This is a genomic window from Amycolatopsis mongoliensis (genome assembly GCF_030285665.1).
Lineage (GTDB): Bacteria > Actinomycetota > Actinomycetes > Mycobacteriales > Pseudonocardiaceae > Amycolatopsis > Amycolatopsis mongoliensis.
The window spans coordinates 6298475-6315374 of sequence record NZ_CP127295.1 but is presented as its reverse complement, the minus strand read 5'-3'; the positions used below and the strand labels follow the sequence as shown (position 1 = coordinate 6315374).

At 70.6% G+C, this 16900-nt stretch carries 17 protein-coding genes and 1 pseudogene; 12 read left to right on the top strand and 6 right to left on the bottom strand.

The genetic code is table 11. The features are described from left to right. Positions 1-246 precede the first annotated feature (246 nt). Positions 247-846, top strand: coding sequence for a TetR/AcrR family transcriptional regulator (locus QRX60_RS30365; RefSeq protein ID WP_285994844.1), 600 nt, complete (start codon positions 247-249; stop codon positions 844-846). Between the two features lie 44 nt (positions 847-890). On the opposite strand, the gene QRX60_RS30360 is transcribed toward QRX60_RS30365, so the two are convergent. After that, positions 891-1211: a hypothetical protein gene (locus tag QRX60_RS30360; protein WP_285994843.1), complete on the bottom strand. Its 321-nt coding sequence runs from the start codon at positions 1209-1211 to the stop codon at positions 891-893. A gap of 131 nt (positions 1212-1342) precedes the next feature. Between QRX60_RS30360 and QRX60_RS30355 the strand changes: the two genes are divergently transcribed. From QRX60_RS30355 to QRX60_RS30340, 4 genes are all read left to right on the top strand, one after another. Then, positions 1343-1957, top strand: a complete 615-nt coding sequence (locus QRX60_RS30355; RefSeq protein ID WP_285994842.1) for a TetR/AcrR family transcriptional regulator — start codon at positions 1343-1345, stop codon at positions 1955-1957. Between the two features lie 261 nt (positions 1958-2218). Beyond that, positions 2219-3106 carry an ABC transporter substrate-binding protein gene (locus QRX60_RS30350; protein WP_285994841.1) on the top strand — a complete coding sequence of 296 codons (888 nt, stop codon included), beginning with the start codon at positions 2219-2221 and terminating at the stop codon, positions 3104-3106. Between the two features lie 35 nt (positions 3107-3141). Next, a complete protein-coding gene (locus QRX60_RS30345) occupies positions 3142-3501 on the top strand; it encodes a muconolactone Delta-isomerase family protein (RefSeq protein ID WP_285994840.1) in 360 nt (119 codons plus the stop codon). Then, positions 3494-4387, top strand: coding sequence for an NAD(P)H-binding protein (locus QRX60_RS30340; protein ID WP_285994839.1), 894 nt, complete (start codon positions 3494-3496; stop codon positions 4385-4387). Before QRX60_RS30345 ends, QRX60_RS30340 begins: the two co-directional genes overlap by 8 nt. A 126-nt stretch (positions 4388-4513) precedes the next feature. Here the strand turns inward: QRX60_RS30340 and QRX60_RS30335 are convergent, their stop codons facing one another. Then, positions 4514-4951 (bottom strand): AMP-binding protein, encoded by a 438-nt coding sequence (locus QRX60_RS30335; protein ID WP_285994838.1) that lies wholly within the window; start codon positions 4949-4951, stop codon positions 4514-4516. A 36-nt stretch (positions 4952-4987) separates the two neighbouring features. Here QRX60_RS30335 and QRX60_RS30330 point away from each other — a divergent pair, with 36 nt between their 5' ends. Continuing rightward, the gene (locus QRX60_RS30330; RefSeq protein ID WP_285994837.1) at positions 4988-6157 is read left to right on the top strand and encodes a TetR/AcrR family transcriptional regulator; all 1170 of its coding nucleotides are present in this window, start codon (positions 4988-4990) and stop codon (positions 6155-6157) included. Positions 6158-6195: 38 nt separating this feature from the next. On the opposite strand, the gene QRX60_RS30325 is transcribed toward QRX60_RS30330, so the two are convergent. Beyond that, the gene (locus tag QRX60_RS30325; protein ID WP_285994836.1) at positions 6196-7407 is read right to left on the bottom strand and encodes an oxygenase MpaB family protein; all 1212 of its coding nucleotides are present in this window, start codon (positions 7405-7407) and stop codon (positions 6196-6198) included. 183 nt (positions 7408-7590) lie between these two features. Between QRX60_RS30325 and QRX60_RS30320 the strand changes: the two genes are divergently transcribed. Next, positions 7591-8754, top strand: coding sequence for an acyl-CoA dehydrogenase family protein (locus tag QRX60_RS30320; protein WP_285994835.1), 1164 nt, complete (start codon positions 7591-7593; stop codon positions 8752-8754). Positions 8755-8873: 119 nt separating this feature from the next. Here QRX60_RS30320 and QRX60_RS30315 read toward each other — a convergent pair whose 3' ends face one another. Together QRX60_RS30315 and QRX60_RS30310 are read right to left on the bottom strand one after the other, a co-directional pair. Continuing rightward, positions 8874-9764, bottom strand: a complete 891-nt coding sequence (locus tag QRX60_RS30315) for a hypothetical protein (protein WP_285994834.1) — start codon at positions 9762-9764, stop codon at positions 8874-8876. A 110-nt stretch (positions 9765-9874) separates the two neighbouring features. Further along, positions 9875-10399, bottom strand: a complete 525-nt coding sequence (locus QRX60_RS30310; protein ID WP_285994833.1) for a hypothetical protein — start codon at positions 10397-10399, stop codon at positions 9875-9877. Between the two features lie 888 nt (positions 10400-11287). Between QRX60_RS30310 and QRX60_RS30305 the strand changes: the two genes are divergently transcribed. From QRX60_RS30305 to QRX60_RS30290, 4 genes are all read left to right on the top strand, one after another. Next, positions 11288-12064: a polysaccharide deacetylase family protein gene (locus tag QRX60_RS30305; protein WP_285994832.1), complete on the top strand. Its 777-nt coding sequence runs from the start codon at positions 11288-11290 to the stop codon at positions 12062-12064. After that, entirely contained in the window at positions 12064-13269 is a 1206-nt protein-coding gene (locus tag QRX60_RS30300) for a YVTN family beta-propeller repeat protein (protein WP_285994831.1), read from the top strand. The genes QRX60_RS30305 and QRX60_RS30300 overlap by 1 nt, the downstream gene beginning before the upstream one ends. Before the next feature lie 687 nt (positions 13270-13956). Next, entirely contained in the window at positions 13957-14520 is a 564-nt protein-coding gene (locus tag QRX60_RS30295; protein ID WP_285994830.1) for a hemerythrin domain-containing protein, read from the top strand. A gap of 2 nt (positions 14521-14522) precedes the next feature. Continuing rightward, entirely contained in the window at positions 14523-15341 is an 819-nt protein-coding gene (locus QRX60_RS30290) for a family 1 encapsulin nanocompartment shell protein (protein ID WP_285994829.1), read from the top strand. 536 nt (positions 15342-15877) lie between these two features. Here QRX60_RS30290 and QRX60_RS30285 read toward each other — a convergent pair. Continuing rightward, positions 15878-16146, bottom strand: a pseudogene (locus tag QRX60_RS30285) (aldehyde dehydrogenase family protein); the annotation flags it as partial. A gap of 165 nt (positions 16147-16311) precedes the next feature. Between QRX60_RS30285 and QRX60_RS30280 the strand changes: the two are divergent. Beyond that, entirely contained in the window at positions 16312-16758 is a 447-nt protein-coding gene (locus tag QRX60_RS30280; RefSeq protein ID WP_286003883.1) for a hypothetical protein, read from the top strand. The last annotated feature ends 142 nt before the right edge of the window (positions 16759-16900 follow it).

Genomic DNA, 16900 nt, shown 5'->3' with positions numbered 1-16900 from the left:
CGCCTGGTTCCTCTCCGTTCAATATGAGAACGCTCGTTCTCATTGCTCAACCCGAGTCTACGCCTCCGGCAGCCGATCGACGAGGTGTACTGCGACCAAGGCCTTGCAGCGCACAAGGGTCGTGAGTCTTCCGGCTGGCTTCGAGATGGATGGCACCTCCGCCGTCACCCTGAATGAGAACGGCCATTCTCGCCTGAGATGGTAGCCTGAACGGCGTTGCTGTGACCGTCAACGTCTCGAGGTACCGTGACCAGCGTCGAGGAAACCCACGACCCCGTCCGCGAGCAGCTGCTGGACGCCGCCGAGCAGGTGTTCTACTCGCGGGGCGTGCAGGCCGTGGGCATGGATCGGCTGCGGACCGCGGCGAACCTGCCCCTGCGCCGGATCTACCAGCTGTTCCCCAGCAAGGACGACCTCGTGGTGGCGTTCCTCCGCCGCCGCCACCTGCGGATGATGGCGAGCATCGCGGAGTTCGCCGGCAAGCCCGACGACGGCGCCGCGCGCGTGTCGGCGATCTTCACCTGGCTGCACAAGTGGTTCTGCGAGCCGGATTTCCGCGGCTGCCCGTGGATGAACGTGTTCGGCGAGCTCGGCGCGACCAACCCGGCCGTGGCGGCCGAGGTGCACTACCACCAGCGCGAGTTCCGCAAGCTGCTCTCCGGCATCGTGGTGGACGCCGGGTACTCCCGCGAAACCGGGAACGCCATCCACCTCCTGGCCGAGGGCGCCGTGTCGACGGCCGCCGTTCAGCACACCGCGGCGCCGGCGACCGAGGCCCGCCGCGCGGCCGAGATCCTCATCGCGGCCGAGAAGCCGGGCAAACAACGTCGCAGCTCGGCTCGCTGAGGATCAGCTCGCTTTCAGTGCGGTCCGGGCAGCCGCGGACGCCGCTACTCGGCACCGTCGGCGTCCACCGCCGCGCGCACGGATTCGGCGAAGTCTTCGTACGCCGCCGCGATTTCGTCCAGGTCGAGATCCTGCGGCAGGTCGTCGGCGTCCTGACGGGCCAGCAGGTAGGCCATGATCGCGCGCACCAGGCACTGCTCGTCGAGATCGCCGAACTCCAGCCGGGACACCGTGCCGGCGGCGGACCGCAGGCGGATCAGGACTTCGTCCTCTCCACTCGGGACACCGACCAGGAAATCGTGCTCCGCGAGCCGCTCGACCCGGACCTGCTGCGCCGCCACTTCCACCAGCTCCGCTCCCGTCATCGTTGAGAACGATCGTTCTCACGAACGTAGCGTAGGAGCCCGGCTTCGGCGCGTCAATCAGGTGTGACGATCTTGACGGCACCCGACCGGCTGGCTTGACAGCGAAAGAGCGGCGAGCAACTATGGAAACTATGGAAACCAAGTTAGTTTCCTCCGTTTCCGACCAGCGCCGCGCCGAGATGATCGTCGACGCGGCCGCCCGGCTGTTCCTCGCGCCGGGCCCGGGGCGGGTGAGCATGGACGACTTCGCCGGTGAGCTCGGGATGAGCAAGAAGACGATCTACCGCCACTTCCCCGACAAGCACGCCCTGATGACCGCCGTGCTGGACCGGCAGTTCGGCGCCATCGAGCGCACGCTGCTCGCGGCGGCCGAAGACGCGGAAGGCAGGCCGTTCGGTGAGCAGGTCCAGCGGTTCCTGGTCGCGGCATGCGGTGAGCTCGAGCGGATCGGCGCGGCCCAGCTCGCCACCGGGCGCGGCGACGCGGTCCTGCGCCGACACGTGGAACAACGGATCGACGCGGTGGTCTACCGGCGGCTCGACGAGCTGTTCCGGGACGGCCACCGGCGTGGGCTGCTCTCGGCACCGCCCGAACTGCTGGGCGAGATCACCCGGGGCGCGGTGGAACGGCTGCTGAACTCGCAGGTGCCGCGCGAACTCGACCGCACCGCGGCCGATCTGCTGCGCGCCACCGTCCACACGGTGCTCTACGGGGCGATCCGCCCTGAACCGGAAACGGGCTCGTGACCAGGGCAACCGGCAGCGTGGCAGGGGTGACCGGCTCCGGCAGCAGAATCGGCACGCGTCCGCCGGCCACGCACGGTATGCGGCAGCAGGTGGGCTACCCCGCCGGGCCGCCTCACAGACGTCGCTGATGCGATCGCCTTCCCCGCACCCACTGCAAGTCTTTCATCACACCGAAGTTCGCCACCGGCGGCCAGGCCGTCGGTGTGCCCGCGGCCGAGTTCCACCGCACCCCGAGAACCCGCATCTCGAAGGAAAATGTCCATGCACACGATCGATCTCGCCTACGTCGGGCGGGGCCCGCACGAGGAACTGGTCACCTACATCGCCGACCAGGAGGACTTCTACGCCGACGAGGGCGTCCACGTCGCCCTGCGCGACGGCTGCACCTGGGACGCACAGCGGCTACGCCGGGGCGCGGTCATCGGACTCGGCCGGACAGTGCTGTCCCGGCTGATCGACGGCATCCCCTGGGTCGCGCTGAACGTCAACACCTACCGCCCGCTGTTCTGGATCCTCGCCCGTCCCGGCATTTCCTCGGTGGCCGACCTGGCCGGCCGGCGGCTCACCGTGCACCCGCCGCACACCGGCCCTGGCTGCTTCACCCGGATCGTGCTGCGCCAGGCCGGCCTCGACCCGGACCACGACGTCCGGACCACCGTCCGCTGGCCCGGCGACTTCGGCATGGACCTGCGCCGGCTGGCGGAGGGCAGTATCGACGCCGCCGTGGTCGGCGACACCATCGCGCCGGAGGCGGTCGCCGCCGAACACGGCTGGCAGGTGCTGGCCTTCTTCGGCGACCACTTCCGGATCCCCACCGTGGGCGTGGCCGTGGACCCCACCCACCTCCGGCCGGACGACCCCGCCGTCGAGGCCGTCGTGCGAGCCCACCTGCGCGCCCTGCGGGTGATCCGCGACGACCCCGGCACCACGGTCCGGCACCTGCGGACCTTCCTCGGCCGGCACACCGAGGACGAAGTCCGGGCCCACTACGAGGCGTACATCGCACGGCAGTTCACCACCGACGGCCGGGTCGACAGTGCCATCGGCGCCGACGCGATCACCGCCGTCGCCGCCGAACTCGGCGTCCCCGCCACCTTCACCGCGGCCGAGTTCTACCGCACCGCGACTCCTGCGGGACGCCCTCAGTAACAGAAACACCCGGAGCGACAAGGGAGGAAGGAACCATGAAGGAGTTCCTGGTCGAGCTGACCGTCACTGTTCCCGAAGGGACCGATCAAGCGGAAGTCGACCGGCGCCGCGCCGCCGAAGCCGTGCGGGCCGGCGAGCTCGCCGCCGAAGGTCACCTGTCGCGACTGTGGCGCACGGCCGGGGAGCCTCGTGTCGTCGCCGTCTGGCGCGCCGACGACGAGACCGAGTTGCGGGAGAAGGTCCTCGAAAGCCTGCCGATGTGGCCTTGGGCGACCGCGGTGATCACCGCCCTGCAACCCCACCCCCAAGATCCGGTCCAGGCCGCCTGGGCCGTGGCCGCGGGCCGGACCACCGCGATCGACGGCGGCGCCGGCTGGGGAGGAACCTGTGTCTGAGCGGAACAACCACGCCACGGTGGCGGTCACCGGCGTGACCGGGGCACTGGGCGGCCGGATCGCGGCCCGGCTGGCCGGCCACGGCGTCCCCCAGCTCCTCGTCGGCCGCAGCCCCGACCGCATCCCCGAACTGCCCGGCGCCCAGCGGCGCGGTCCGGCCGCCTACGCCGACGCCCCGGACATGCGCAAGGCACTCGACGGCGCGTCAACCCTCGTCCTGGTCTCCGGACACCGCACGGGGCGCCGGCTCGAGGAACACGCCACCGCGGTCGAAGCCGCCGTCGAGGTCGGCGTGGACCGGGTCCTGTACGTGTCCCTCGTCGGCGCGGCGCCCACCGCCACCTACCTGAACGCCCGCGACCAGTGGCTGACCGAGCAGTTCCTGGCCGGGTCCGGGATCCGCCACACGGTGCTCCGGGCGGGCTTCTACACGTCGACGCCGGCCGCCCTCGCCGACGAGGAATTCGTCGTGAGCGGCCCAGCGAGCACCGGCCGGGCCGCCTTCGTCACCCACGACGACATCGCCGACGCGATCACGGCCGTCGCCCTCGACCAGGGGCCCCGCTCCGAGCACGACGGCGCGACCCTCGAGATCACCGGGCCCGAGGCCCTGACCCTCGAGGAAGCCGTCACCCGGATCGCCGCGGCCACCGGCCGCCCCTACCGCTACGAAACGGAGACCCTGGAGCAAGCCTTCGCACGGCGATGGCGACTGGGCATGCGCGGGGACCAGATCGAGACGTGGATCTCATGGTTCCAGGCCATCGAAAAGGGCGAGGTTTCCCTGGTCACCGACGTCGTTCCCCGGCTCACCGGCTCGCCGGCGACCCCGATCTCGGACGCGGCCTGGTGGCCCGCGCCGAAAACCGCGCGAGGCACCCGCTGAACGCGGAGCGAATGGAGCTGGTCTTTCCCGTGACCGCAGGCGGTGGGTACCGCACCCGAGTTCCGCCTCAGGCCTGACGGTCCGTGAATGTCGCATTGAGGGACTTAGAGTCCCTCAATGCGACATTCACGGCTTTAGGTGGCGGCGGGGCGTGACTCCGGCGCCGGGGCGCCCAGGCCCGGGGATGTGGAAGAAGGGCGCGGTCGGGAAGCCGACGTCGGAGTCGTCGGACATCTCCATCGCGCGGATGCACTTGATCGCCTGCAGCTGCATGTTCCGGTGGGACAGCAGCACTCCCTTCGGCCGGCCGGTGGTGCCCGAGGTGTACATGATCAGCTCCGTCGACTCTTCGCTGACGTCGGGCAGCTCCATCGGCTCGTGGGCGGACAGGAACTCCTCGTACCCGATCACGCTCTCGTCGGCGGCCGGCTCGCCGATGACGATCACCGTGCCGATCGACGCGGCGGCCGGTGCGGCCCGCAGCAGCGGCAGCAGCCGTGCGTCGACGGCCAGGTCGTGCTGATCCCGGGCGCTCGGTCCGGCTCGTGATTGACTGGCACGCATGGCCCTGTTCCCGCGTCCGTGCGCTCGGGTCCGCCGGTGACCGCCGAGTCGCCCGCGGCCACCCGTCCGCGCAACCGCAAACAGCTCATCGTCGAGGCGGCGGGCCGCGTGTTCAGCGAGCGCGGCTACCACGCCGCGTCCATGGAGGAGATCGCCACCACCGTGGGCATCACCGCGGCGGCCCTGTACCGGCACTTCCCGAACAAGTACGCGCTGTTCGCCGAGTGCGCGAACGTCATGGTGGATCGGCTCGTCGCCGCCGTCGACGAGGTGCCACCCGAGGCGGCCTTGGCGGACCTGCTCGCCGCCGTCACCCGGGTCACCGTCGCCCATCGCGCGTCGGGCGGGCTGTACCGGTGGGAGGCGCGCTACCTCGACCGCGAGGACCGCCGGGTCCTCAGGGCGAAGTTCGCGCACGTCGTCGAGCGGGTGACCGAGGTGGTGCGGCGCGAGTACCCGCTGCCGGACGAGCACCTGCGGGCGGTGGCGGCCCTCGGCGCGATCGCGTCGATCACGATGCACCGCACCTCGATCGCCCCGCGCCGGGCCGAGGACCTGCTGCTGGCGTCCGCCCTGCGCGTCGTCGCGACCGACCCCGCGGCGGCCGCCGGGAGCGCGCGCTCCGTCGAGCTGCCTGTCCTGCCCGTGCCGCGCACCCGGCGCGCGGAGATCCTCGCCGCCGCCATCCCGCTGTTCGAACGGGACGGCTTCGCCACCGTCACGAACGGCCGGATCGCCGACGCCGCGGGGCTGGTCCCGTCGACGCTCTACCGCCACTTCCCCGGCAAGGCCGACATCCTGGCGGCGGCCTGCCTGCAAGCGGCGGGGCTGCTGGCCCAAGCGGTGGAGCAGAACCTGCAGGGAGTGGCCGGCCCGCACGAGGCCGTGGTCGCCCTGGCGGCGACGTACGTGGCCTACAGCTTCGAGCACACCGCCCTCACCAGCGTCGCCGACGCCGAGGTCGCCGGGTTGCCGGCCGGCTTGCAGCGCCCGTTGGCCGACGCCCAGCGCGAGCACATCGCCATCTGGGAGCAGCAGCTGCGGCTGGTTCGCCCGGACCTCGACCCGCGCCAGGCCCGGGCCCTGGTGCACGCGGGGTTCGGCGTGGTGGTCGAGGCCGGACGACGACTGCGCTGGCAGGACAGCCCGGACCACCGTGCCACCGTCACCGCCTTGGTCGTGGGTGCGTTGGGGCTCCCGGCGTGACGGCCGGCGGCGGGCCGTCACGCGGTCGGACGCGCCGGTCAGGCGCCGGGCCGGTTCGCGGTGGGGATCACGATGGTGGTGCTGGTCGGTGAGGTCCCGTTGTTGAGGAACAGCATCGCCAGCGCGCGCACGAACTGGTCGAACATGTAGAAGCCCACGGGTATGACGGGCAGCAGCCCCTCGCGGAACGCGATGTAGGCCGGCCACCCGGTGCGGACCAGGGCGGCCGCCGCGTAGTCACGCGGCAGGGAGAGCCAGTCGCCGATCTTGTCGTTCAGCACGTAGCGCACGAACTCGTTGAGGAACCCGCGAGTGACGCCCAGGTCGACCTGTGCGCTCAGGCCGAGCAGGTCCTGGGCCAGTTCCTTGCCTTCGGTCGTCGGGGCGAGGATCGGCGTGAGCGCGTACGCCGACTGCGCGTTCGCGTCGGCCCACGTCTTCGGGATGAACTCGTCCCGCACGCCGAGCAGGTGGATGGCGACCTGCCACATGTGCAGGAAGGCGTCCTCTTCCGCGGCCGTCATCGGTACCTTCCACTCGAGCAGCTTCCGGTGCACGAAGGTGCCCAGGCTGTGGAAGGTGACCAGGATGTCGCCGTTGCTGATCGGGATCTGCGTGTCGGTGACCGCCCGCCAGTGCGTCGACTGCGGCAGCAGGTGCCGCACCGCGGCGTGCACCAGGCGCGTCTTGTTGGCGGTGACCACGAACTGACCGGTGGGTTCGAAGGCGGTCAGTTCGCTGAGGTCGTAGCCGAAGGTGAAGGTCTTGGCCGCGCGGTCCTTCATGGTGGCGCCGCCCGCCGACCAGTAGACCGACTCGGCCTCCCGCGGGATGACCGTGCTCATGATGCCGCTGCCGAGGCCGTACAGCATGAACAGGTAGGTGTCCTTGCGCCGGTTGAAGTCGGCGGCGAGGCGGAGCTTGGCGCGATCGGCCCAAGAGGGCAGGGTGGCGGCCTGCTGGAGGTGGGTGGCGAGCGCGGCCGGCAGGCCGCCGGGCACCGGGTCGTCGTTGTTCGCCCACGCCGCCAGCGCGGCGTTGACCGCCGGCACCTGGCCGTTGTCGAGGAGCCCCGCCACCAGACCGTCGACCGGGTCGTCCCAGACCTGCCACGGGTCGGCTCCCGAGCCGGTGCCGGCCACCGAGCCCGTCGACGACCAGGCCCACGCGGGGGCGGCCGTGCTCGCCACACCCGCCAGCCCCAGGGCCGCGCCGAGGGACAAGACGCTCCGCCTGCTGAGATTGCTCATTTACTTACCTGCTTCCTTGGAGGCGTAACCGTGCATCTCTGCTGTCTGGCCTGGACTTGGTGTCACGACATCGTGACCGAGCTTGTCCGCCGGTGCGATTTCTCGTTAACATATCGAAGCTGGGTGTCCGTCAGCAAGGCCCGCACCGGCCGGAACCGGTTCGCGACGTCAAAGGAGTTCGTGGTGACCACTGTCTTCCCGGCCAAGCGGCCGCTCTACGACGAGGACCACGAGCTCCTGCGGGACACGGTCCGCGCCTTCGTCGACAAGCACGCCGCGCCCCACGCCGAGCGGTGGAAAGCGGAGGGCAAGGTCGACCGCGAGCTCTTCCGGGAGGCCGCCCGCGCCGGCATCCTCGGCTTCTCCATCCCCGAGGAGTACGGCGGGGGCGGCATCACCGACTACCGCTTCAACGCCGTGATCGGTGAGGAGTTCTCGCGCAACCCCGTCTCGGACGGGCTCGCCTGCGTGGCGCTGTCCAACGACATCGTCGTGCCCTACTTCACCGACCTGACCGACGACGAGCAGAAGGCGCGCTGGCTACCCGGGATCGCCGCCGGAGAGCTCGTCGTCGCGATCGCGATGACCGAGCCCGGCACCGGGAGCGACCTGGCCGGGATCAGCACCACCGCCGTCCGCGACGGCGACGACTACGTGGTCGACGGCAGCAAGGCCTTCATCTCCAACGGCCAGAACGCCGACCTGGTCGTCACCGCGGTCCGGACCGGCCCGGACCGCCACGGCGGGCTCAGCCTGCTGGTCATCGAGGCCGACCGGGCCGGCTTTTCCCGCGGCCGCAACCTGGAGAAGATCGGCCTGCACGCCCAGGACACCAGCGAGCTCTTCTTCCAGGGCGTCCGGGTGCCTGCCGCCAACCTGCTCGGCGAGGAGGGAGCGGGCTTCCCCGGCCTGATGCGCAACCTGCCCCAGGAGCGGATCTCGATCGCCGCCAACGCCGTGGCGTCTTCGGAGGGCGTGCTGGAGCGCACCCTGGACTACGTCAAGCAGCGCACGGCGTTCGGCAAGCCGATCGGCTCGTTCCAGAACACGCGCTTCGAGCTGGCGGAAATGGTCACCGCCGTGCGGGTGAGCCGCAGCTACATCGATGACCTGCTGGCCCGGCATTCCCGCGGCGAACTGTCCGCAGTGGACGCCGCGGCGGCGAAGTTCTGGACCACGGAGCAGTACGTCGACATCGTCGGGCGGTGCCTGCAGTTGCACGGCGGCTACGGCTACATGCTCGAATACCGCATCGCGCACGACTACCTCGACTCGCGCATCTCCACCATCTACGGCGGAACCACGGAGATCATGAAGGAGATCGTCGGCCGCGACCTGGGTCTGTAGGTCTCGCCGAGGCCCGAAGCCGATCAGCGCGGCCGACTTTGCCGTGCCTCTCTCCAAGAGCGCGCACGGCGAAAGTGCCGGTGCCGCGGCGACGGCGGCACCGGCACTTTCGCCATCAGTCACGCGGAAGTGGCGCAGCCACCCGCGGCATTGCTCCACGTCGGCTGCACAGCGAAGCGGCCGGTCGAGGTGGACAGCGCCGTCAGGCCCTGCCAGGCACACAGATCGCCGTTCTCCTCACCATTGGCATCGAGCCAGCCGTTGCCGGCCTGCGGGTCCGTCTCCGCCTCGGCGTGCTCGTGCCCGCCCACGATGCTGAACCCGTCGAGCGCGTTCTGCACGGAGTTCGCGCCGCAGCTCGAGCCCGCGTCCAGGACGTAGGGCATGTTCGTGTAGGCGACCCTGCCGTTCCAGTCGTGCCAGGCGCAGAAACCCGCATTGGGGAAGTTGTCGGGCCGGGTGCCCGACGGGCTGACCACGAACACGTCCGCGTTCACGCCGGACACCCCGAAGTGACTCGCACCGCGGTTGGCCTCCGACGAGATCTGCGACGCCGTCGATCTGGACGGCGCGGCGGAAGCGTTGTCGACCCAGGTGCCGCCCAGTACGGGATTCCCGCTGGAGGCGTTCCCGCTGCTGTCGGTGTACTGGTCCATCACGTTCGACCAGCGTTCGGAACCGTTGCCGAGACCGGAGAAGAAGTTCGTGAGGTAGGACCGGACACCGTTGGCGTCGCTGTTCCACTGGGATCCCCAGAAGACCAGGTAGACCTTCGTGTTGTGCTGGACCGGGCCACCGCCCCAGGCGAGGTCGGACAGCGGCGTGCGGGGTGCCGCGTGCGCGCCCCTCTGGTGCATGACGATCTTGTGCGGGGCGGTCGGCGGGCGCGTGGCGGCGATGTCGGCCCCGGCGGCGTGCGCCGTGCCCGACATCGCCACGGCGATCCCCGCGGCAGTCGCGCAGACCACCGCACCGAAACGGGTGAAACGTGATCCGGAAAGCAAGGACATGACCTTCCTCCGTACTCGTGTTCGACTGCGGAACAAATGACTGGAAACAGGAAACGAACTCGAAAACACCGCCCGGCTTTCACCGGGCGCCGATTGCGGTAGTGCCGGCCTCAGCCGATGCCGAGCACGGACTTCGCCGTCGTCCAGTCCGCGAGCATCGCGTCCTGGGCGTCGGCGAGGGTGGCCTGGCCCGCGCAGACCGCCTTCTTCACCGCGTTCTCGACCGAATCCTTGCTGTAGGCGTTCTCGTCGCCGGCGTGCGGTTCCGGCCAGAGGTTCTTCGGATCCTTGGGCGCTCCGCCGAGTTCGAGCGGGAGGAAGTGGTCTTCCTCGTAGTCGGACATGTTCGTGTCGCTGTAGCCGTAGTCGATGATGCCCTGCTGCTTCAGGGCGTTCGTGTAGCTGGTCGACGGCCGGATCGTGGCGGTCCAACCCGACACGCAGATCGTCGAGCCGATCGTGGCCTGGGTGACGTCCGGGTTCCGCGCGCCGGGCGTGCAGACCGGATCCGGCAAGGGCAGGTCGGCCTGCGAACACGTCGAGGTGACCGTGCTCGCGTGCGCCGCCGGCACGGCCACGCAGGCCAGCGCGAGGGCGACGACGGGCGCGGCGAACCGCAGAATGGTGACAGACATGGGAAATCCTTCGGAAGCCGTGGGGACGGAGAGGGAAGGCGACGCCGCGACCGGGGGCGAGCGTCAGTGGCGCGGCCGGCGCCGGGAAGATCGAGCAACCCGGTGCGGGCCGGTTCGCACCGTCAAGCGGGGTCCGGGAAGCCGGGCAGGTGGTCACCCACCGGCGCGGCGACGATCCGGCCGGGGAACGGGATTCTGAGCGGGGACGTGGTCATCGAGCACTCCCGGGGTGAACCGGAACGGGGACGTCGAAAGACTCCCCGCGCCGCTGCCCGCCCACCACCTACCTCCGTAGGGAATTGTCAGTGAATTACCGTCCGCTAACCAACATCGTGACGTTCTCTTATTCCCGGCGAAACGGGCGAGTGCGGACACCGAGGGTCACAAGCCCCCGAACCGTTCGGCGTCACGGGCTTTCCCGGCCGGCAGCGGATTCGCCGACGGGACGGCTCGTCGGGCCGGCCTCTCTCAGCGTCCTCACAGCGGCTTTCCTGAAGGGTGGGCGCGTGCCCGTCCGGCGTGGACGGCGAATCGCCGTCGTATCAGGAGTTGATGGAGTGCTGTTCGCCCCGACCGGCTGCCCGATCCCCGCAGGGACGGCGAAGCCGTCGACGGACCGGCTCCACCGGCGAGCGGCGGCGGGGAGCTGATCGGCACCAGTTCATGGCACGTACCCGGTGGTACCGCGAGGGACTGCTCGAAGCCCGTCGCCGACGTCTCCGGCCACCTCGCCGCGATCCGCGAAGAACCGGGCCCGCACCCGCTCGGCTCCGAAAGTCACCGGGTTCTCCGGCCGGAGCGTTCCCGATCCGGCTGCCGGACATCCCCTCTGGTGATCATCGTGCTGTCCGCCGGGCTGTACGCCTCCTTCGAGAAACGGGACTGGCTGTGAACGATCCCCTGACCAGACGCCGCCTGCTCGGCATGACGCTCGGCGCCGCGGCCCTGACCGCGTGCTCCGCGCCCGGGCAGAACCCGGCCCCCGCGGCCGGCTCCGCCCCGGCGACCACGTCGTCCGGCACGACGCCGTCCCCGAGCGCCTCGCCGTCCTCCCCGCGCCCCCTGGGGCCGGCCACCGAACTGAGCCGCTCCACGGCCGGTCGCCCGCAGGTCGCGCTGACCTTCCACGGCGCGGGTGATCTGCAGGTGACCCGCCAGGTCCTGGACCTCGTGCACCAGCACGGCGCGCGGATCACCGTGCTGGCGGTGGGGACCTGGCTCGCCGAGCACCCGGACGCCGCCCGCATGGTGCGCGACGGCGGGCACGAGCTGGGCAACCACACCTGGAGCCACCCGGCGCTGTCCGGATACGCGGCGGAGCCGATGTACGCGGAAATCCAGCGGTGCCGGGACAAGCTCGTCGAACTGACCGGTTCGCCGGGCGGGTTCTTCCGGCAGTCCCAGGGACAGCACGCCACCGAGCAGGAACTCGTGGAAGCCGGGAAGGCCGGCTACGCGAAGGTGCTGTCCTACGACGTGGATTCCCTGGACTGGAAGGATCCCGGGCCGGCCGCGATCCGGGCGGCGGTGGCGAAGGCCCGGGCGGGCAGCGTGGTGAGCATGCACCTCGGGCACCCGGGGACGGTCTCCGCGCTGCCCGGCGTCCTGGCCGACCTCGCGAAGCGCGGTCTCAGCCCGGTCACCGCGTCCGAATTGCTGGCGTGATGACGCGACTCCGGCTCACCAGTGTGGCGCTCGCTGCCGTCCTCGCCGCCGGCTGCTCGTCGGGGGGCTCGCCGAATCCCGGTGACACGATGCCGGGCATGACCGGGCCGGGCACTCCGATGACCGGACTGCCGCACTTGCCCACCCCGCCACCGCCGGCGCTCGACCCGCTGCCCGGCATGCCCGCCGTCACCGACCCGCACGACGTGGACGCCGCAGCCGGGGCCGGCATGCTCTTGCCCGCGGTTGCCGCGGACAAGCCACTGGTCTACGTGCCGCACAGCGGATCCGGTGACGTGTGGGTGATCGACCCCGCCACCTACCAGGTGATCGCCAAGTACCCGGCGGGCAAGGAACTGCAGCACGTCGTGCCGTCGTGGGACCTGCGCACGCTGTACGCCACCGACGACCGCGGGGACCACGTGCTGCCGTTCGACCCGCGCACCGGGCAGCCGGGCAAGGCGGTCCCGGTCGTGGATCCGTACAACATGTACTTCACCCCGGACGGCAAGTACGCGATCTCGGTGGCGGAGCGGCTGCGCAAGCTGGTCTGGTACGACCCGCACACGTGGCAGGTCCACGACGAGACCGCCGCCCCCGACTGCGGGGGCATCGACCACGCGGACTTCTCCCCCGACGGCCGCACCGCGGTCTTCACCTGCGAGTTCGCCGGCCGGGTCGCCGTCGTCGACGTGGTCTCGCACCGGCTGCTGCGGATGATCGACATGCCGCACCGCAACACCCGCATGGGCCCGCAGGACATCAAGCTCGCACCGGACGGTTCGGTCTTCTACATCGCCGATTCCGACGCGAACGGCCTCTGGGTGCTCGACGGCGCCGCGACGCACGTACTCCGCTTCATCCCGACCGGCCGCGGGGCCCACGGCCTGTACCTGTCCCGGGACGCGAAACGGCTCTACGTCACCAACAGGCACGAGGGCAGCGTCAGCGTCCTGGACGCCTACACCGGCGCGCCGGTCACGGTGTGGCACCTGCCGGGCGGCGGCAGCCCGGACATGGGCAACGTCACCGCGGACGGCGCCCAGCTGTGGCTGTCCGGACGCTACGACAAAGCGGTCTACGTGCTATCCACAAAGGACGGCTCACTGATCCGGAAGATCCCGGTCGGCAACGAACCCCACGGGCTGTGCGTCTGGCCGCAGCCCGGCCGATACTCCCTGGGACACACCGGCATCACCCGTTGATCGGCACGACCTGCCGGGCCGGCCGTGGCGGCCGGCCCGTACCCCTGACGGCCATGAGCCGGCGTTCGAGCCGACCTCGACCGACGATGTCCTGACCGGCCCCATCGAGCGAACGGGCCGCCTCCGCGTGATGGGCGAACCCCGTCTCGGCGGATCCGTCCGGATCGCGGTCCCGGACAACCCGGAGCGATGGTAGCCGTCGTGGTCGGCGTGGACGTCCTGTTCTTCAGGGACCACTTCTGGGAGCGGCTGACGGTGAACGTCGGAATCGTCCTGGTGTGCGGAGCGTTCTCCTTCAGGTTCCTCAGAGGCTGACGGTCGGCGAAGCCATGCGCTGGGCAGGCGGCGGGTTCGCCTCCACCAGCGTTCGGGCAGCGCGTCGGCGTCGGAGGGCAGCCGGTCGGCCTGCGCGAGCACGTACAGCGCTCCGGCCCTGAACGGCGCATGGTTGCCCGAGTGGCGCACTCGCCGCGGCCCATCTCGTGGTGGAGGCCCGCGCCTCGGTGGGGTGACCGCCGACTTCGCCACCGGCACCTCCCCGCGGCGTCGTGACCACCACCGCCGCGGATCATCGGCCGTGGGCGCCGGGCAGCTCTCACCCGAACCGGTGAACTTCGTGTCGCCGTCGCGCCAGGCCGGACGGCGTTCCGGGTTTGCCGTGTCCCGTGAGCGGGGTAGGAATGGCGTATGGCCGACATCACCAGCCTCATCCTCGACGACCACGACTGGTTCCGGCGCCAGTTCGCCCGGCTTGACGACCTCATCGACCCCGCCGATCTGGCGGAGGTCTGGCAGCCCCTGGCCGACCTGCTCGACGTGCACGCGCGCGCAGAGGAGGAGATCTTCTACCCCCACCTGCTGCGCCGCGGCGAAGACGCCGAAGACGAGACGCTCGACGCCATCGGAGACCACAACGACATCCGCGACGGTGTCCACGAAGCGGCCCTGCACCCGGTCGGCAGCACGGCGTGGCACGCGGCGGTGCGCAAGGCCCGGCTGGCCAACAGCGAGCACATGGCCGAGGAGGAGGACGAAGGCCTGGCCGACTTCCGGCGGAACGCCGACCCCGGCCTGCGCGAGCAGCTCGGCCGCCGGTTCCTGGAGTTCAAAAGACAGCACGAAGGCGCCCGCGACCTCGACGTCAGCGATCTCGACCCGCAGCAGTACGTCGAGGAGATCGAGGCGGAGATCTCCGGCCACCGCCCGGCGGACGGGTCGCTCGGCATCGGCGGCTTGAAAGGACAGGACTGAAGATGAACCACCTGATGCGCCCCCTGGCGCCGATCACCGACGCGGGCTGGAAGGAAATCGACGCCGAAGCGCGGGAGCGGCTGCAGACCCACCTCGCGGCCCGCCGCGTCGTCGACGTCGCCGGCCCGCACGGATGGCGCCACTCGGCCACCGACCTGGGCCGCACCACCACCCTCGCCTCCGCTTCGCTGGCCGAGGTGGACGAAGGCGTCGTGGTCCGGCAGCGCCGGGTCCTGCCGCTCGCCGAGGTGCGGGTGCCGTTCACGGTGTCGCGCGGCGAGCTGGACGACGCCGAGCGCGGCGCGGACGACCTCGAGTTCGACGACCTCGACCGGGCGGCGAAACAGATCGCGATGATCGAAAACCGCGCCGTGTTCCACGGCTGGGCCGCGGCCGGCATCACGGGCATCGCCGAGGCCAGCCCGTACCCCGCCGCGTCGCTCGGCGACGATCCCGAGGCCTACCCCGGCGTCGTCGCCCGGGCGGTGGACACACTCCGCCAGGCCGGCATCAAGGGCCCGTACGGGCTCGCCATCGCTCCGGCCGGGTACACGCGCATCGTGGAAAGCACCGAGCACGGCGGCCAGCTGCTGTTCGACCACCTGCGCCGGGTCCTGGGCGGCGGCCGGGTGGTGCGCGCGCCCGGGCTGGACAGCGCCCTCGTGGTCAGCCTCGACGGCGGGGACTTCGCGCTCGAGCTGGGCCAGGATCTCGCGGTCGGCTACAGCCACCACGACGCCGAGACCGTGACGCTCTACCTCGAAGAGAGCTTCAGCTTCCGGGTCGTCGAGCCCGACGCCGCCATCACGCTGACCACCTGACCTGCGGTTCACGACGCGGCGTTCCGGGTTGCCGGTCGCCGGCGGCGCATCGCACGCGCTGCCGGCGACCGGCAAGAGACGTCGTGCCCGCTCGTACCGCGGACGACCCACAGCTGCTGCCCGAAACCGAAGAACCGGCCACCTGCGAGAGCGGTCCTGAAGTGGCCTGCGCGAGCCCGCACACCTGGCCGGGGCTGCCTTTGCTGTTCACCAAGACCGATTCCGCCGGTACGGTCATTCCTTGGCACGGCGAAGTTCCGCAGGGCGGACCGACCTTTCAGCGAGCCTGGCCTGAGGCCGCAACAGCACTCGTTCCGGCGCCTGGCGCGCGGGGGCCGGCGCCTGCCGGTCGCGGTGCAGCTGCAGGAACTGGTTCAGTGCCAGCACGATCGCGACGATCTCGTTGACCAGCGCACCGGCGGTGACGTAGCGAACCTCGAATCCGGCTCCGCGGCTTGTCGTGAGTGTGAAACAGGGTTAGAACACGGTTTCTCACTCACGACCCCCGGTCGACGAACCCCGGACGCGCGACACTGGAGCAGGCCGAGCGGTGCGCTGCGGTAGCTGACCAGCAGGCTCCTGGTCTGGCTGCAACGGTCAAGCATCATCCGGTGGTTCTCCCGCCCGATCCCGGAGTTCTGTAGCCGCCGAACGCCGCACCCGCCGGGTACCGGTGGTAGCAGTTCGTCCACACGCGACCGGCCTTGATCCGCCGCCCCATCCGGTAGGCGCGGTTGCCGTCGCGGGTCCACACGCCCGCGCCCAGGCCGTAGAGCGTGTCGTTGGCGATCGCCGTCGCGCTGTCCGGCAGACACAGCTCGATGCCTCCGGTGCCGGAGATCAGCAGGGCGTCGGAGTCAGCGATGACCTTAGCCTCTAGTCCCGCGGCAAAAGTCCTTCCTAACGTGCGGGAACCAGCCGGGCGAAGGAGGGAACCATGTCGAGAGGGAGACTTTCGCACCGTGAATGCGTGGAACTGGTCAGGTCGTCGACGCGCTACCGGTGTATTCGAGCGTCCATCGACGGGGCCGAGCCCATTCTCCTTGCGTGCCTCGTGCTCGACGACGGTGACCTGCTCGCGCCATCGGGCCGCGAGCGCGCACTGGCCGAGCTCGCCGCCGGAAAACCGGTCGCGATCACCGCCACCTACGAGACCGCCGGCCACGGAACCTGGATGATGGCCGCGAACGGATTGGCACGCCCCCTGACCCCGGCGGACCAGCCGCACCGGCTGCCCCGCGCGCAACGGAGATTCGCAGACAGCTTCGACCATGGCGTGCGAATCGTCATCGCCCGCCTCACCGCGCACGAAATCACCGACTCCGCGCAGATTCCACATCAGCGCGCGCCACACCACGAGATCACGTTCTCTTCGCAAGCCGGGGTACCAGGCCTCAGCCCTTCACCGCGGCCGTGATGGTGCGAACCCGCGCCCTCGTGACCTTCAGCGCGCCGACCATGTCGTCGGCCCACGTTGCGATGTCACCGCTGACCATGTCCGCTCCCCAGGACCGAAGGCCCCCGGGAAAGTCGATCAAGACCGAACCTGTTCCGCGTCG

Coding starts and splice junctions, on each gene's coding strand:
- QRX60_RS30310 (WP_285994833.1), bottom strand. CDS start 10,399: ATGTCTGTCACCATTCTGCGGTTCGCCGCGCCCGTCGTCGCCCTCGCG.
- QRX60_RS30315 (WP_285994834.1), bottom strand. CDS start 9,764: ATGTCCTTGCTTTCCGGATCACGTTTCACCCGTTTCGGTGCGGTGGTC.
- QRX60_RS30290 (WP_285994829.1), top strand. CDS start 14,523: ATGAACCACCTGATGCGCCCCCTGGCGCCGATCACCGACGCGGGCTGG.
- QRX60_RS30360 (WP_285994843.1), bottom strand. CDS start 1,211: ATGACGGGAGCGGAGCTGGTGGAAGTGGCGGCGCAGCAGGTCCGGGTC.
- QRX60_RS30350 (WP_285994841.1), top strand. CDS start 2,219: ATGCACACGATCGATCTCGCCTACGTCGGGCGGGGCCCGCACGAGGAA.
- QRX60_RS30345 (WP_285994840.1), top strand. CDS start 3,142: ATGAAGGAGTTCCTGGTCGAGCTGACCGTCACTGTTCCCGAAGGGACC.
- QRX60_RS30300 (WP_285994831.1), top strand. CDS start 12,064: ATGACGCGACTCCGGCTCACCAGTGTGGCGCTCGCTGCCGTCCTCGCC.
- QRX60_RS30295 (WP_285994830.1), top strand. CDS start 13,957: ATGGCCGACATCACCAGCCTCATCCTCGACGACCACGACTGGTTCCGG.
- QRX60_RS30325 (WP_285994836.1), bottom strand. CDS start 7,407: ATGAGCAATCTCAGCAGGCGGAGCGTCTTGTCCCTCGGCGCGGCCCTG.
- QRX60_RS30355 (WP_285994842.1), top strand. CDS start 1,343: ATGGAAACCAAGTTAGTTTCCTCCGTTTCCGACCAGCGCCGCGCCGAG.
- QRX60_RS30335 (WP_285994838.1), bottom strand. CDS start 4,951: ATGCGTGCCAGTCAATCACGAGCCGGACCGAGCGCCCGGGATCAGCAC.